The 14,067-nt window shown below is 67.0% G+C and carries 14 protein-coding genes; 3 read left to right on the top strand and 11 right to left on the bottom strand.

All coding sequences use genetic code 11. The annotated features are described in order from the left end of the window. Positions 1-88: 88 nt before the first annotated feature. The 8 genes from LXX_RS12260 to LXX_RS12295 form a co-directional block, all read right to left on the bottom strand. Complete coding sequence (locus LXX_RS12260; protein WP_011187088.1) at positions 89-505, bottom strand: Fur family transcriptional regulator; 417 nt, start codon at positions 503-505, stop codon at positions 89-91. Positions 506-514: 9 nt separating this feature from the next. Beyond that, positions 515-1,372 (bottom strand): metal ABC transporter permease, encoded by an 858-nt coding sequence (locus tag LXX_RS12265; protein WP_011187089.1) that lies wholly within the window; start codon positions 1,370-1,372, stop codon positions 515-517. Further along, positions 1,369-2,208: a metal ABC transporter ATP-binding protein gene (locus LXX_RS12270; RefSeq protein ID WP_011187090.1), complete on the bottom strand. Its 840-nt coding sequence runs from the start codon at positions 2,206-2,208 to the stop codon at positions 1,369-1,371. Before LXX_RS12270 ends, LXX_RS12265 begins: the two co-directional genes overlap by 4 nt. A 17-nt stretch (positions 2,209-2,225) precedes the next feature. Next, the gene (locus LXX_RS12275; protein ID WP_011187091.1) at positions 2,226-3,122 is read right to left on the bottom strand and encodes a metal ABC transporter solute-binding protein, Zn/Mn family; all 897 of its coding nucleotides are present in this window, start codon (positions 3,120-3,122) and stop codon (positions 2,226-2,228) included. 86 nt (positions 3,123-3,208) lie between these two features. Further along, entirely contained in the window at positions 3,209-4,567 is a 1,359-nt protein-coding gene (locus tag LXX_RS12280) for a dihydrolipoamide acetyltransferase family protein (RefSeq protein ID WP_011187092.1), read from the bottom strand. A 43-nt stretch (positions 4,568-4,610) separates the two neighbouring features. Further along, positions 4,611-5,570 (bottom strand): alpha-ketoacid dehydrogenase subunit beta, encoded by a 960-nt coding sequence (locus LXX_RS12285; RefSeq protein ID WP_041768622.1) that lies wholly within the window; start codon positions 5,568-5,570, stop codon positions 4,611-4,613. Between the two features lie 203 nt (positions 5,571-5,773). Next, on the bottom strand, positions 5,774-6,913 hold the full coding sequence (gene pdhA / locus LXX_RS12290) for a pyruvate dehydrogenase (acetyl-transferring) E1 component subunit alpha (protein WP_011187094.1): 1,140 nt from the start codon (positions 6,911-6,913) through the stop codon (positions 5,774-5,776). Between the two features lie 4 nt (positions 6,914-6,917). Continuing rightward, entirely contained in the window at positions 6,918-8,027 is a 1,110-nt protein-coding gene (locus tag LXX_RS12295) for a pyridoxal phosphate-dependent aminotransferase (RefSeq protein ID WP_041767974.1), read from the bottom strand. 167 nt (positions 8,028-8,194) lie between these two features. On the opposite strand from LXX_RS12295, the gene LXX_RS12300 reads away from it, so the two are divergent. Further along, complete coding sequence (locus tag LXX_RS12300) at positions 8,195-8,581, top strand: phage holin family protein (protein ID WP_011187096.1); 387 nt, start codon at positions 8,195-8,197, stop codon at positions 8,579-8,581. Between the two features lie 89 nt (positions 8,582-8,670). Then, positions 8,671-10,050, top strand: a complete 1,380-nt coding sequence (purB, locus tag LXX_RS12305; RefSeq protein WP_011187097.1) for an adenylosuccinate lyase — start codon at positions 8,671-8,673, stop codon at positions 10,048-10,050. Between the two features lie 27 nt (positions 10,051-10,077). Here purB and LXX_RS13890 read toward each other — a convergent pair whose 3' ends face one another. Both LXX_RS13890 and LXX_RS12315 read right to left on the bottom strand, forming a co-directional pair. Continuing rightward, entirely contained in the window at positions 10,078-10,449 is a 372-nt protein-coding gene (locus LXX_RS13890) for a hypothetical protein (RefSeq protein WP_050737969.1), read from the bottom strand. Then, positions 10,446-11,045, bottom strand: a complete 600-nt coding sequence (locus tag LXX_RS12315) for a DUF308 domain-containing protein (RefSeq protein WP_041767975.1) — start codon at positions 11,043-11,045, stop codon at positions 10,446-10,448. Before LXX_RS12315 ends, LXX_RS13890 begins: the two co-directional genes overlap by 4 nt. A gap of 493 nt (positions 11,046-11,538) precedes the next feature. On the opposite strand from LXX_RS12315, the gene LXX_RS13035 reads away from it, so the two are divergent. Then, positions 11,539-12,204 carry a GntR family transcriptional regulator gene (locus LXX_RS13035; RefSeq protein WP_011187099.1) on the top strand — a complete coding sequence of 222 codons (666 nt, stop codon included), beginning with the start codon at positions 11,539-11,541 and terminating at the stop codon, positions 12,202-12,204. A gap of 402 nt (positions 12,205-12,606) precedes the next feature. Here the strand turns inward: LXX_RS13035 and dnaB are convergent, their stop codons facing one another. Then, positions 12,607-13,980: a replicative DNA helicase gene (dnaB, locus tag LXX_RS12325; RefSeq protein WP_011187100.1), complete on the bottom strand. Its 1,374-nt coding sequence runs from the start codon at positions 13,978-13,980 to the stop codon at positions 12,607-12,609. Positions 13,981-14,067 lie beyond the last annotated feature (87 nt).

Below are 14,067 nucleotides of genomic sequence, written 5' to 3' on the forward strand. Positions count from 1 at the left end.
TGTCGGCACACGACTTCCCACATCCGCGAGGTGGTGGGGTTTCGTGAGCGGTCTGAGCAGGAGGAGCCCGCTCAGCCAAACGTCTATGTTACGGCACAGCGGACGATGCGGCCAAATCCGCCTTCGCCGAGCACCCCGCGCACAGCCCGAACACATCCACCACGTGCTGCACCTGGCTGAATCCGTGGTCCGCCGCGGCGGACCGGGCCCACGCTTCGACCTCGTCCGCCTCGATCTCCACGGTCAGGCCGCAGTTGCGACAGATCAAGTGGTGGTGGTGGCCGCTCGTACACGCCCGGTAGAGGCTCTCACCCTCCGGCGATTGCAGCGAGTCGGCGTCCCCCTCCGCGGCGAGATCCGCGAGCGCGCGATAGACCGTCGCGAGGCCGATGGGGGAGCCCGCCTCGTGGAGGCGGAGATGGAGTCCTTGCGCGCTGATGAAGCCCTCGGTCGAGGACAGGGCCTCGCGAACGGCTTCCCGCTGCCAGGTGTTGCGCTTCACCATGCGTCCAGGCTAGCTGGCGCGGATCACGAATCGCCGTGAGCCGCGGAGGCCGATGAGCCGGCAAACCGCATAGATGACGAACGAGATGGTGGTGATGTAGGGACTGATCGGAAGCGGCTTCCCGAGCGCGAGCAGGATGCCCCCGACCACGGCGACGAGGGCGAAGCCCACGCTGAGCAACGTCACCAGGAGCGGCGACGAGGTGACACGCATCGCAGCTGCGGCCGGTGTGACCAGGAGGGACAGAACGAGCAGAGCGCCCACGATCTGCACCGAGACCGCCACGGCGAGGCCGAGCAGAACCATGAACGCGAGGGCGACGAAGCGGGTCGGGACGCCGCGGGCGGCGGCGACGTCCGGATCCAGGCTGTCGAACATCAGAGGGCGCCACATCAGCAGCAGCCCGATCAGCACGACCGCACCGATGCCGAGCAGCCAACCGAGCTGCGGGTCGTCGACGGTCACGATCTGCCCGGTGAGCAGGCCGAATTTGTTGGCGCTCCTGCCGGGGTACAAGGCCAGGAAGAGGATGCCAAGGCCCAGCCCGAACGGCATCAGCACCGCGATGATCGAGTTCCGATCGCGCGCTTTCGCACCCAGCAGCCCGATCAGCACGGCGGCGATGAGTGAGCCTCCGAGCGACCCGACGACCACGTTCGCTCCGAACAGCAGCGCCGCCGACGCCCCGGCGAACGACAGCTCGCTGATGCCGTGGACCGCGAACGCCATGTCGCGCTGCATCACGAAGACGCCGATGACCCCGCCGACGATCCCCAGCACGGCTCCGGCGATGAGCGAGTTCTGCACGAGCGTCAGGAGTTCGCCGTAGTTCGTGAAAGTGAACAGCTGCGACCAGAGATCGTTCATGCGGCCGGCTCCGGATGCGGCGTCCGGCCGTGGTCGTGGTGGCTGTGGATCTGGGAGTCCGGGATGCCGACGACCACGATGCGCCCGCGGCTCCGGACGACGTCCACCGGTGTTTCGTAGAGGTCTGTCAGCACGTCGCTGCGCAGCACCTCGTCGGGCGTGCCCGTGCGGAACCGGCCGTCGGCCAGGTAGAGGACGCGATCGACCATCCCGAGCACCGGGTTGATGTCGTGCGTGACGAACACCACAGCGCTGGCGTGCTCGCGACGCCGTCGGTCGATCAGCTCGCTGACACCGCGCTGGTGCTGAAGGTCGAGGGAGAGGAGCGGTTCGTCGCAGAGGAGCAAGGCCGGGTCTGCGGCGAGCGCCTGCGCGACGCGGAGCCGCTGCTGCTCGCCCCCCGAGAGCGACCCCACGGGCGTGTCCGCGTAGCGGCGAGCTCCCACGGCGTCCACGAGCCGCTCACCTTGCCGACGGTCCGCGCGGCGGAGGATCGGGAGGCCCCAGCGGTGCCCGTTCACGCCGAGCGTGACGAGGTCGCGGGCACGCATGGGCGTGCCCGCGGGGAGGAGCTTCTGCTGGTGAATGTAGCCGATGCTCCGATCGCCGCTGCGCACAGGGCGCCCACCCAGCTCGACTGTCCCGGAGTCCAGCCGCTGCTGTCCCAGGATCGTCTTCAGCAGGCTGGTCTTCCCGGAGCCGTTGGGGCCGAGCACAGCGACGAACTCACCCGCGTGGATGTCGAGGTCGAGGCCGCTCCAGAGCGTGCGCGCACCGAAACCGAGGGAGGCGCCACGGAGACGGAGAACGGTCTCCCGTTCGGCAGGCGCGGGCATCCGTTCGATCGGTTCGCTCACTTCGCGAGTGCCGCCGCCATGGCGTCGATGTTCGCCTTCATCCAGCCGATGTAGTCCTTGCCGCTCGGGAGGGTCTCGGTCACCGGAACGACGGGAATGCCGACCTGTTTCGCGGCGGCGAGCACACTCTCGGTCTCGGGTCCGCTGGTCTGCTCATTGTAGGCGAGGAGTTTCACGCTTCGCCCGCTGAAGAGGTCGAGCGTCTGCTGCAGCACCAATGGCGACACATCGCTGCCCTCCTCGATCGCTTCGCTGAACTTCTCGGGTGTCTTGTTTTGCAGCCCCATCGCCTGAAGCAGGTAGAGCGGAACCGGCTCGGTAATGGCTACGCCTTGGCCCGTATACGTCGCCTTGAGCTCGGCGGTGCGGTTTTCCAGCTCGGCCACCGTGCCGCGGAACGTCTCAGCGTTCTTCTCGAACGTCGCCTTCTGTCCCGGGTCGGCCTTGGACAGAGCCGAGACCAGGGCGGTGGAGAGTTTCTCAATGGTGGGGAAGTCGTACCAGACGTGCTCGTTGAGCTCGCCGTCGACGGGCTTCTTGCCGGAGAGGTCGACGACGTTCAGGACCGCAACGTCATGGTTCTTCGCCCCGTTCCGCAGTTTCTCCATGAAGTCGTCGTACCCACCGCCGTTTTCGATCAGGATTTCGGCTTTGCTCACGGCGAGCTGGCTCTGCGCACTCGCCTCGAACGAGTGCGGGTCCTGCGCGGGGTCGGTCATGAGGGAGGTGATCTCGACGGTGCTGCCGGCGATCTTGGCCGCGATGTCACCGTACACATTCGTGCTGGCGACGATGCGCACCTTCCCCTCGGAGGTGGATTCGGCCGGGGATGCGGCGGAGCAGCCGGCGAGAGCGAGGACGGCGGCGGCGAGCGCGAGGATGGGACGCTTCATGAGCGGGACCTGTCTAAGTCGGGGCGGGGTGGGATGGTCGGTCTATCGGGTAAGACCGTAATACATGTTGATAATGATTGTCAAAATCAATCAAGGAGCAGCGCGGGCTCCTCGATGATCGAGGCGACATCAGCGAGGAACCGGGATGCGACGTCTCCGTCCACGACTCGGTGGTCGAACGAGCCGCCGAGCGTCGTGACGAATCGGGGACGCACCTCGCCATCCACCACCCACGGCTTCTGCTTGATCGTCCCAAGCGCCACGATGCCGACCTCGCCCGGGTTCAGGATGGGCGTCCCCGTGTCCATCCCGAACACGCCGATGTTCGTGATCGTGATCGTGCCGTTCGCCATATCCGCCGGCTGCGTCTTGCCCTCGCGCGCCGTGAGGGTGAGCTCTTCGAGCGCCCCGGCCAGTTCGAGCAGGCTCATTCCCTGAGCCTCCTTGACGTTGGGCACGATGAGCCCGCGCGGAGTGGCGGCAGCGATACCGAGGTTCACATAGTGGCGGACGATGATCTCCTCGTCCGTCCAGGTCGAGTTGACCGTGGGGTTGCGCCGCACCGCCCACACGATCGCCTTCGCCATGATGAGCAGCGGGGAGACCTTCACACCGACGAAATCAGGCGCGCTCTTGAGGCGCTTGACGAACTCCATGGTGCGGGTCGCGTCCACATCCACGAAAACGCTGACGTGCGGGGCGCTGAACGCGCTCGTGACCATCGCGTTCGCGATCGCCTTGCGCACACCCTTGACCAGAATGCGCTCCTCGCGGTCATCCGGCCACTCCGGGGTCTGGATGTTGCGGAAAACGCTGGCCTGCGTCCCCTCCCGCAGAACATCCTCCCGTGTCACCTCGCCGATGGCTCCCGTCGCCGTCACCGTGCTCAGATCGACGCCAAGATCCTTGGCGAGCTTCCGGATCGGCGGCTTGGCGATGACCGGCCCGCCACCCGACGGCGGGACCGGCGTGGACGGAGCCCGCCCCGGCTCCGCAGCCGACTCGGCCGGCGGGAAAGCGGCCGGACGAGCGGCGGCCCCGGGATGCGTGACCCGGCGGCGGCTCGTCCCATGTCCCGCGGAGCCGTAGCCGACGATCACGGCGCCCGCCTTCGGCTCCTCGCTCTCGTGGGTGACGCTCGCGGCGGCGTCCACCGCGGCCTGCTCCGCCTCACCGGCAGGCTCGGTCACACCATGATCGGCTTCGCCTCCGTTCACGGTGAAGATCGGCGTCCCCACCTCGACGGTCTGCCCCTCGACCACCAGCAGCTCGCCGACCGTCCCCTCGAACGGCGAGGGCAGCTCCACCAGCGATTTCGCCGTCTCGATCTCGACGATCACCTGATTGACGGCGACCGAATCGCCGGGCGCGACCTTCCAGGAGACAATCTCCGCCTCGGTCAGGCCTTCGCCCACATCGGGCAGAAGGAACTGGGACTCGCGCATCTACGTCTTCTTTCAGTTGGCGGGCTCGGTCAGCGGGCTCGGCTCAATAAGCGAGCGAACGGTCGACGACCTCAAGAATACGGTCCGCATCCGGCAGGTAGAGACTTTCGAGTTTGGCCGGCGGGAAGGGGGTGTCGAACCCCGCGACCCGGAGCACCGGGGCCTCCAGCGAGTAGAAAGCCTTTTCGCCGACGACCGCGGCGACCTCAGAGCCGACGGACACGATGCCCGGCGCCTCCTGTGCGACGACCAGGCGGCCCGTCTTCTGCACCGAACGGAGGACCGGGGCGTAGTCGATCGGGGCGAGCGAGCGCAGATCCACGACCTCCAGGCTGCGTCCCTCCTCGGCCGCGATCTCGGCCGCGCGCAGAGCGACGGGCACCATCCCCGCCCACGCCACGATCGTCGCATCCGTTCCGCTGCGAACGATCCGGCTGGCGTGCAGCGGCAACGGGTTCTCAAGCGTGTCGACCTCGCCCTTCGGCCAATACCGGCTCATGGGCTCGAAGAAGATCACGGGATCGTCGGAGGCGATAGCCTCCTGGATCATCCAGTACGCATCGTGCGGCGTCGACGGCGCGACGATCCGCAGTCCGGCGGTGTGCGCGAAGTACGCCTCCGGGGCCTCCTGGTGGTGCTCGACCGCGCCGATGTGGCCACCGTGCGGGATGCGTATGACGACCGGCATCGAGACCGCGCCGCTGTGCCGGTTGGCCATCTTCGCCAGCTGCGTCGTGATCTGGTCGAATCCGGGGAACACGAAACCATTGAACTGGATCTCGACCACCGGCCGGTAGCCGCGCATCGCGAGCCCGATCGCCGTGCCGACGATACCGGCCTCGGCCAGCGGCGTGTCGACCACGCGGCTCGCGCCGAACTCGCTCTGCAGTCCTTCCGTCACCCGGAAGACGCCGCCCAGCGGACCGACGTCCTCCCCCAGGATGAGGACCTTGGGGTCTGCGACGAGAGCCTGGCGCAGGCCCGCGTTCAGGGCCTTGACCATCGGGAGCGACTGGACGCGCGGTTCGGGTTCGGCGAGCGCGGGCGCCCGCTCCACGCCGGCGGCCTCCTGACCGGCGACATGCTCTCCACTCGGCCAGGGGCCCGGCTCACCCGCCACGATCTCTCCGAGGTCGAGGGCCTGCGTGTCGGCCAGCTCGGGCTCCCGGGGCTCGACTTCCAGCTCGGGCTCGCTTTTCGTCTCGTTCACACGTCACCTCCGAACGACGCTTCGTACTCCGCCAGCCAGCGCCGCTGCTCCTCCATCACGGGATGCGGCTCACTGTAGACATGCTCGAACATGCTGTCGGCCGGCGGCGGCGTCAGCTCGAGAGTGCGGCGCCGGACATCGGCGGCCAGATCGGCCGCCTCTTCGTCCGCACTGTCGAAGAACGTCTGGCCGAGGCCCTGCTGTTCCAGGAACGCCCGGAAGCGCAGGATCGGGTCACGTTCGGCCCAGTGCCTGACTTCGTCGTCGGTGCGGTACTTGGTCGGATCATCGCTCGACGTGTGCGCTCCCATCCGGTAGGTCAGAGCCTCGATCATGCTCGGGCCTTCGCCACCGCGAGCATCGTCCAGGTGCTTCGCGGTCACCGCGTAGGCCGCCAGCACATCGTTCCCGTCGATCTGGACACCCGGAATGCCGAACCCGCTGCTCCGCAGGTAGAGGGGGGTGCGCGACTGCGTCTTCACCGGAACCGAGATCGCCCACTGGTTGTTCTGAAGGAAGAACACCTGCGGCGTCTGGTAGCTCGCGGCGAACACGAGCGCCTCGCTCACATCCCCCTGGCTGGTCGCGCCGTCACCGAAGTAGCAGATGACGGCCTCGTCGGCCTCCGGGTTGCCTGTGCCGACCTTGCCATCGAACTTCACACCCATCGCGTACCCGGTCGCGTGCAGCGTGTGCGAGCCGATCACGAGTGTGTAGAGGTGGAAATTCTCGACCGCCGGATCCGTCGGGTCCCAGCCGCCGTGCGTGACGCCGCGGAGCAGTCCCATGATTCCGACCGGGTCGATCCCCCGGATCATCCCGATGACATGCTCGCGATAAGAGGGGAAGATGTTGTCCTGCGGTCGCGCTGCGTAGGCGGACCCCACCTGAGCGCCCTCCTGCCCGTGGCTCGGAACCCACAGCCCAAGCTGCCCCTGACGCTGAAGGTTCGCCGCCTCGTGGTCGAACGCGCGGACCCGGACCATGTCACGGTAGAAGCGGCGGTAGTCGTTCTCGTCGAGCCGCTCCAGGTAGGGGAGGTACTCGCCAGCGGGTTCGCTCGGCTGGAAACGGCCGTCTGACGTCAGCAGCTGGACGGTGTTCGCCGGGCGCGGGGTATCGTTCGTCGCAACCACCGTTCTAACCTAACCGCTTACCCGGGTGGCCATTTGGTAGCTTTCCTCCAAGATCGGCACTGACTTCAACAGGTCTTTCCACATATTCGTGCTCTCCGACGCTGATCCGAATTCCCTCCGATGGAAAAGCCCGAACGGTCAGGCCCGCGGCCGAGAAGGCGTCGCTCGCGGCGGCCGTCTCCTCGCCGGTGGCCAGCCACACGAAATTCCCCTGCGCCTGCGGAACGCTCCACCCCTGCTCGATGAGCGCCTCCCGCAACCGGTCACGCCGCATCGCGATACGCGCCACCCGCTCCATCAGCTCATCCTCGGCCTCGATGGAAGCGAGAGCCGCGACCCGGGCGGCATCGGTCACCGACAGGGGGAGAGCGGCCGATCGCGCCGCATCCAGCACCGCAGCCGGCCCGACCGCGTAGCCGATCCTCAGAGCAGCGAGCCCGTAAGCCTTGGAGAAGGTGCGCAGCACGACCAGGTTCGGGTGCCGCGAGAGCAACGGGATGCCGTTCACCGCCGCCTCATCCGTCTCGAACTCGTGGTACGCCTCATCCAGCAGAACCAGCAGATCGCCCGGAACCTCCGCCATGAACGAGGCGAACTCCGCCGCCGTGACGACCGGGCCGGTCGGGTTATTGAGCGTACAGACGATGACGGCTCGCGTACGGTCCGTGATCGCCGCGGCGAGCGCCGGCAGGTCGTGCCCGCCGTCGGCGCGGTTCGGCACCTGCACGCTCGTCGCGCCGGCGACCGTCGCCAATCCCGGATACGCCTCGAACGACCGCCACGAATACACGACCTCATCGCCCGCTCCCGCCACCGCGCGAATCAGCTGCGCCAGCAGCGCCACGGAGCCGCTGCCCAGATGCACCTGGTCGACGTCCACGCCGTGCCGCTCGGCCAGCTTGTCCCGCAGATCGGCGCCGCCCGCGTCCGGATACCGGTTCAGTCCGCCGAGCGTCGCACCGACGGCCGCCACCACCGAGGCCAGCGGGGGATACGGGTTCTCGTTGCTCGACAGCTTGAAGTCGTCCGCCGCCGCCGTCCGCCCCTGCCTGTAGGCGGGAGTGGCCACGATCTCGGGCCGCAACCGCACCGGCGGCGTGTTCTCGTCAGTCACAGACCCAACTTAGCCGCGCAGGCATTCCGGCGGGAGAATCCTCTGTTGTCCGCCCGGCCAGTGGCGGCCTCTTCGGCTTCGACCTCCGGGCGCCTCTTTCGCAGGGAACGGAGGAGAGAGAATCCACCGGCGTTGTCCCCGAGGGCAGCGCCTGCGAAGATGACGTCATGCGATTTCTGCTCAAGACGATCATCAACGCCTTCGCACTGTGGCTCACAACCTTCGTCGTCAGCGGGGTGACCGTCCGCTCCTACGCCGGCTCGGAGACAGCGACCGTGCTGACGTATTTGCTCATCGCTGTGATCTTCGGGCTGGTGAACGCGATCGTCGGCACCGCTATCCGGATCGTCGCGTTCCCGCTGTACATTCTGACGCTCGGCCTCATCTGCCTGATCGTGAACGGCCTGCTCCTGCTGATCGTGTCAAGGATCAGCGATGCGATGGGCTTCGGGCTGCACATCGCCGGCCTCTGGCCGGGCGTTCTGGGCGCGCTGGCGCTGGGGATCATCGCCTGGCTGTTCGGGCTCATCCTGCGCCCGCTCTCACGGAGGTGAGCCTGCGGGGTTCGCTGACAACGTACGCCCGGCCGTGAGTGCGGGAGAATAGGGAGCGTCCACCCCGCGCAGCCACTCCGAGGAGCCCCATGACCGCCCTGCCTCCCCAGCCGTTGAGCCCCCTAGACGGACGCTACCGCCCGGCGGTGCTCGGCCTCGGCGACCACCTCTCCGAGGCGGGCCTCAACCGTGCTCGCGTTCAGGTGGAGGTCGAATGGCTCCTGTACCTCACAAACCACCGGATGTTCGGATCGAGTCCGCTGAGCGCCGAGCAGGCCGGACAGCTGCGGGCCCTGGCCGACGGCTTCGGACAGGCCGAGATCGACCGGCTGGCCGAGCTGGAGGCGACCACCAAGCACGATGTCAAAGCCGTCGAGTACCTCGTTCGTGAGCGCCTCCACACGCTCGGACTGGACCACATCGCCGAACTCACGCACTTCGCGGCGACCAGCGAAGACATCAATAACCTCTCCTACGCGCTCACGGTCAGCGCCGCCGTCAACGAGGTCTGGCTACCCAATTACCGCGCCGTGATCGCCGAATTGCGGGCGCAGGCCGCTCAGCACCGCGACGCCGCGATGCTCGCGCGGACCCACGGCCAGCCCGCGACGCCCACCACGATGGGCAAGGAGCTCGCGGTTTTCGCACACCGTCTCGAACGCATCCGCAAGCAGGTCGAGCAGACCGAATACCTTGGCAAGTTCTCCGGCGCGACCGGCACCTTCGCAGCGCACCTCATCGCCGATCCCTCCGCCGACTGGCTCGCGATCTCCGAAGAGTTCGTCCGCAGCCTCGGGCTCGACTGGAACCCCCTCACCACCCAGATCGAATCCCACGACTGGCAGGCGGAGCTTTACGGGCGTATCTCACACGCCAACCGCGTCCTGCACAACCTCTGCACCGATATCTGGACGTACATCTCGCTCGGCTACTTCCGCCAGACGCCCGAACCCGGCGCCACCGGATCTTCGACCATGCCGCACAAGGTCAACCCGATCCACTTCGAGAACGCCGAGGCGAACCTCGAACTCTCCAGTGCCATCCTGGACTCGCTCGCGGCCAACCTGGTCACAAGCCGGCTCCAGCGTGACCTCACCGACTCCAGCGCGCAGCGCAACATCGGCGTCGGGATCGGCCACTCCGTGCTCGCGCTCGACAACATCCAGCGCGGACTCGGCCAGATCTCGCTCGATGCGGACGCCCTGGATGCGGACCTCGACACCAACTGGGAGGTGCTGGCCGAAGCCATCCAGACCGTCATCCGCGCGGATGTCACAGCGGGCCGCTCGACCATCGAAGACCCGTACGCACTGCTCAAGAGCCTGACCCGCGGCAAGCGCGTCGACCACGCCGCGCTGACCGAGTTCGTCACCGGCCTCGACATCGGCCCGGCAGCCAAGAACCGTCTGCTGGAACTCACACCGGCGGGCTACATCGGCCTCGCCTCGCAGCTGGTCGGCCGCCTCTGAACGAGCGGCGAGTCCGGGGGCCCGCGGTCAGTGCGCCGCGGGCTTCTCCATCCCCGGGGCCTCGTCGTCTCCAGCCGGAGCCGTTCGGCCCTCAGGCTGCGACCGCTCGGCAGCCTTCGCCGCCGCTTCGGCATCTTGCTCGTGGATGTCCTCCGCCTCGGCTTCGTTCGGTTTGAAGGCGAGCGCGAACAGCGCCACCGACAGCAGTGAAACGATGAACGCGATGCCGAACGCCACACCGGCGATCAGGAGCTCGCGCGTCGCCATCAGCACAATCAGCCCGGTGAAAACGGCGAGACCGCCGGAGATCGCGAGCAGCTCGACCGGGAGGAAGCGGTCACGGCGGGTGGGTTCGATTCTGGCGCTCACGGGGGAGTCTTTCTGGCTGCGTTCGCTCACGATCCGCTCTCCGCCCGCTGCGGCGACGCGAATCGTGATGCGGATCGCAGCGTCGCCGCCCCAATGCCCTGGAACACACCGACGATCACGGCCCACGCGCCGAACAGGCCGACAGCGAGCACCGCATCGGCCGGCGCGAACAGCAGCACGAGCGCGAGCACGGCGGTGAGAGCGCCGGTGATGAGCCAGTCGCGGGCCGCGGCATCCCGGTGGCGGGAACCAAGGCCGTTGTAGAGCTCGAGGAAACCGGCCAAGGCGCCCCACACAGTCACGAGGTAGAGGAACATCGCGAGTCCGCTGCCGAGCAGCGCCAGGGCGAGCGCACCGGCGAGGACGCCGAGGACGCCCTGGCCGACGAAGAGCGTCCGGGTCAGGCCGCGCGACGAGAACAGAAGGCTGAGAACGCCGGTCGCGAGTCCATCAAGCACAGCGAACGCACCGAAGACGGTCAGCCCGAAGGCCACGGTGTGCGCGTCCCGTGTGAAGGTGATGACGACCGCGGCGGCCAGCGCCACGACGGCGCGCACGGCGGGGACGGCCCAAGTGCGGCTCGGGGTGGAGCCCCCCGGCGGTTGGGCAAGAACGGCGGGTGCCACTCGGCGACCTCTCTCAGTCTGTTTTCCCACCCAGTCTAGCTGGCGGCTTCCTGCGCGTTCGCCTGAGCCGGCAGACACTGCCGCCGGTGGCTTCTGAACGCCGGCGCACCAGGACACCGAACACTAGCCACCCGCACCGGACGTCCCTCCGGACCCGCCAGAACACTTATGACCGCGAACGCGACGAGCAAGAAGGCCCCCGGCAGCAGCGCCACCCCGATGCCGTCGCATGCCATCGCCGGTCGGCGCCGAGACGGCTGACGGGGGAGTTCGAGGGCCGGCCAGGCGAAAACCATGACGGACAGGACGGCGACCCCGGCACTCTGCAGCAGAGAAATCAGGACGAAATTGATACGCCTAGTTATAGAGATTCGTTTATCAGCGCGCATCATGCGTAAGAATGATTTTGAAAACTATATCTAAAGTACCGCATACTTTGGGTAAGCTCCTCCCTAACTGAATCGGTTTCAGCCTGGAAGGAAGGCCGAACATCATGCCAGTCCCCATCTCGAGCAAGGTCGATCTCGCACCTCGGCGACTCCTCCGCGACACTGTGGCGGAGTCGATCCGGAGCGCGATCCTGGACGGATCGTTCTGTCCGGGCGAGCGCCTCCACGACGAGGAGCTCCAAGGTTGGCTCGGAGTCTCACGAACCCCCATCCGCGATGCGCTCAACGAGCTCTCGCGGGCCGGGCTCGTCGAAATGGCTCCGAACCGCTACACCCGGGTCGCCGACCCGGACTCCCGCGCTGCCGCCGACTCACTTGAGACGCTGGCGGCGCTGCTTTCCGGAGTGCTCCGCATCGCTGTACCACGGATGACACCCTCCGAGCGCCGCGAATGCTCAACCGGAATGGACCGCATCCTGCGGGAATTCGGCGAGAACGATTCGGCGGCTCTGGCGGACGCTTGCCGCACCGTTCTCGCCGCAGCCGTCCGCGTCTGTGACAACATGGTCCTGACACGCCTCTACGAGGAGACAGTGTGGGGACTGGTCTTCCGTGTGCGCGACGGGTACGAGACCGCGGATCTTCGCGAATCGGTCAACAGGCTCTACCAGGACCTCCGCGACGAGGTCACCATCGCCAACAAGCGCAGCACGCGCCACGACCAGCACCATCCGATCGCCCCGCGGCGACCGGTCGCGGCCGCCCACTGACGAAGGAGCCGCTGACGAAGGAGACCGGCTGCGGCGGCGTCGCCGCGGCCGGTGCCTCGTACACCGCGGGCCCGGAGGGCATCGATCGGTGTGAACGACGACGAAAGTGTCGCCGTGGACTTCGATCAAGCGGTCGGCTCGGTCCGCCGGGCGTGCGATCTCGGCGACGGCGACCCGGTCGGCAGCGCTGGGCAGGATGCCGTCTTCCACCCAGAGCCTCTCGGCGGAAGCGGTGAGAGTTGCCCGTCCAGCCAGCCCTGCCTGGGCATACTCCCGGAGCATGACCAACGAGAGGGCGATCTGCCGAGCAGACCACCTCACTCTCCCGGGGTGGCCGCTACGAGCTTTCCCTCAATCCGGACACCAAAATCTGAGTACACGCTGTAAGGCCATTCACACTCGTCAGATCGGCGCCATGTCCGCGAAACGCGAGTACATGCCCTGGAATGCGACCTTAACCGTCTTTGTCGGTCCATTACGGTGCTTCGCCACGATCAGATCGGCTTCGCCCGCACGCGGGTTGTCCTTCTCATAGGCGGACTCGCGGTGGAGGAGCACAACGACATCGGCGTCCTGCTCGATCGAGCCGGACTCGCGCAGATCGCTCAGAGCGGGGAGTTTGTCGGCACGCTGCTCGGGACCGCGGTTCAGCTGGGAGAGCGCGATGACCGGAACCTGGAGTTCCTTCGCGAGCAGCTTCAGCGCCCGCGAGAACTCGCTGACCTCCTGCTGACGGCTCTCGACCCGCTTACCGCTCGTCATCAACTGCAGGTAGTCGATGATCACCATCTTGAGTCCGACGCGCTGCTTCAGACGACGGCACTTGGCCCGGATTTCGACCAGAGTCATATTGGGACTGTCGTCGATGTAGAGGGGTGCGTCGTTGATGCGCCCCCGAGTGGCCGCGATGGTGGTCCAGTCGCGGTTGTCCACCGTGCCCTTCCGCATGTGCTGAAGGGGGACGGTCGCCTCGGCGGAGAGCAAACGCATCGCGATCTCGCTGCGTCCCATCTCGAGCGAGAAGAAGATCGTGGGCAGATCGTGCTTGATGGCGGCTGCCCGGGCGAAGTCGAGCGCGAGCGTCGACTTTCCCAGCGCGGGCCGCGCGGCGACGATGATCATCTGACCCGGGTGCAAACCATTGGTCAGCTCATCGAGCTCGGTGAAGCCCGTGGGAACACCCGTCATCGAGCCATCCTTGTGCTTCGACGCCTCGATCTCGTCGATGGCGACGGTGACCGCCTCCGTCAGCGGGACGTAATCCTCCACCTCCTGCGTTCCGGTCACCGAGTAGATCTCAGCCTGGGCGTTGTTGACGAGGTCGAGCACCTCGCCCTCGGCCTTGTAGCCCATCTGAGTGATGCGGGTGCCCGCCTCGACCAGACGGCGCAGCAGCGCCTTCTCGGCCACGATATTAGCGTAGTAGCCGGCGTTGGCCGCCGTCGGAACAAGACTGGTCAGGGTGTGCAGGTATTCGGCTCCGCCCGCACGCGACAGCTCACCCAGTTTTGTGAGTTCATCGGTCACGGTGATCACATCGGTCGGCTCGCCGTGCGAGTAGAGCGACAGGATCGCGTCGTAGACGATCTCGTGCTTCGGGATGTAGAAGTCCGTGCCACGGACGACCTCGACGACATCGGCGACGGCGTCCTTGCTCAGCAGCATCCCGCCGAGAGCGCTCTGCTCCGCAAGGAGGTCGTGAGGCGGAGTTCGCTCGGGGGAGCGGTCCTCGCCCTGTTCACGGCCGTCCGCGAGACCGATGTGGGCGATCGACACGTTCTCTCCTCACTTGTTTCGGCACGCCTGACGGGTAAACGCTCTCGCACTGCCTCTAACGTGAGTCGCGGGCACCTGATTGCGTTC

This window comes from Leifsonia xyli subsp. xyli str. CTCB07 (assembly GCF_000007665.1).
GTDB lineage: Bacteria > Actinomycetota > Actinomycetes > Actinomycetales > Microbacteriaceae > Leifsonia > Leifsonia xyli_C.

What these genes read in the sequence shown, in the direction of transcription:
- LXX_RS12260 (WP_011187088.1), bottom strand. Translation starts at nt 505, where the DNA reads ATGGTGAAGCGCAACACCTGGCAGCGGGAAGCCGTTCGCGAGGCCCTG.
- LXX_RS12265 (WP_011187089.1), bottom strand. Translation starts at nt 1,372, where the DNA reads ATGAACGATCTCTGGTCGCAGCTGTTCACTTTCACGAACTACGGCGAA.
- LXX_RS12270 (WP_011187090.1), bottom strand. Translation starts at nt 2,208, where the DNA reads ATGCCCGCGCCTGCCGAACGGGAGACCGTTCTCCGTCTCCGTGGCGCC.
- LXX_RS12275 (WP_011187091.1), bottom strand. Translation starts at nt 3,122, where the DNA reads ATGAAGCGTCCCATCCTCGCGCTCGCCGCCGCCGTCCTCGCTCTCGCC.
- LXX_RS12280 (WP_011187092.1), bottom strand. Translation starts at nt 4,567, where the DNA reads ATGCGCGAGTCCCAGTTCCTTCTGCCCGATGTGGGCGAAGGCCTGACC.
- LXX_RS12285 (WP_041768622.1), bottom strand. Translation starts at nt 5,570, where the DNA reads ATGGTCAAGGCCCTGAACGCGGGCCTGCGCCAGGCTCTCGTCGCAGAC.
- LXX_RS12300 (WP_011187096.1), top strand. Translation starts at nt 8,195, where the DNA reads ATGCGATTTCTGCTCAAGACGATCATCAACGCCTTCGCACTGTGGCTC.
- purB (WP_011187097.1), top strand. Translation starts at nt 8,671, where the DNA reads ATGACCGCCCTGCCTCCCCAGCCGTTGAGCCCCCTAGACGGACGCTAC.
- LXX_RS13035 (WP_011187099.1), top strand. Translation starts at nt 11,539, where the DNA reads ATGCCAGTCCCCATCTCGAGCAAGGTCGATCTCGCACCTCGGCGACTC.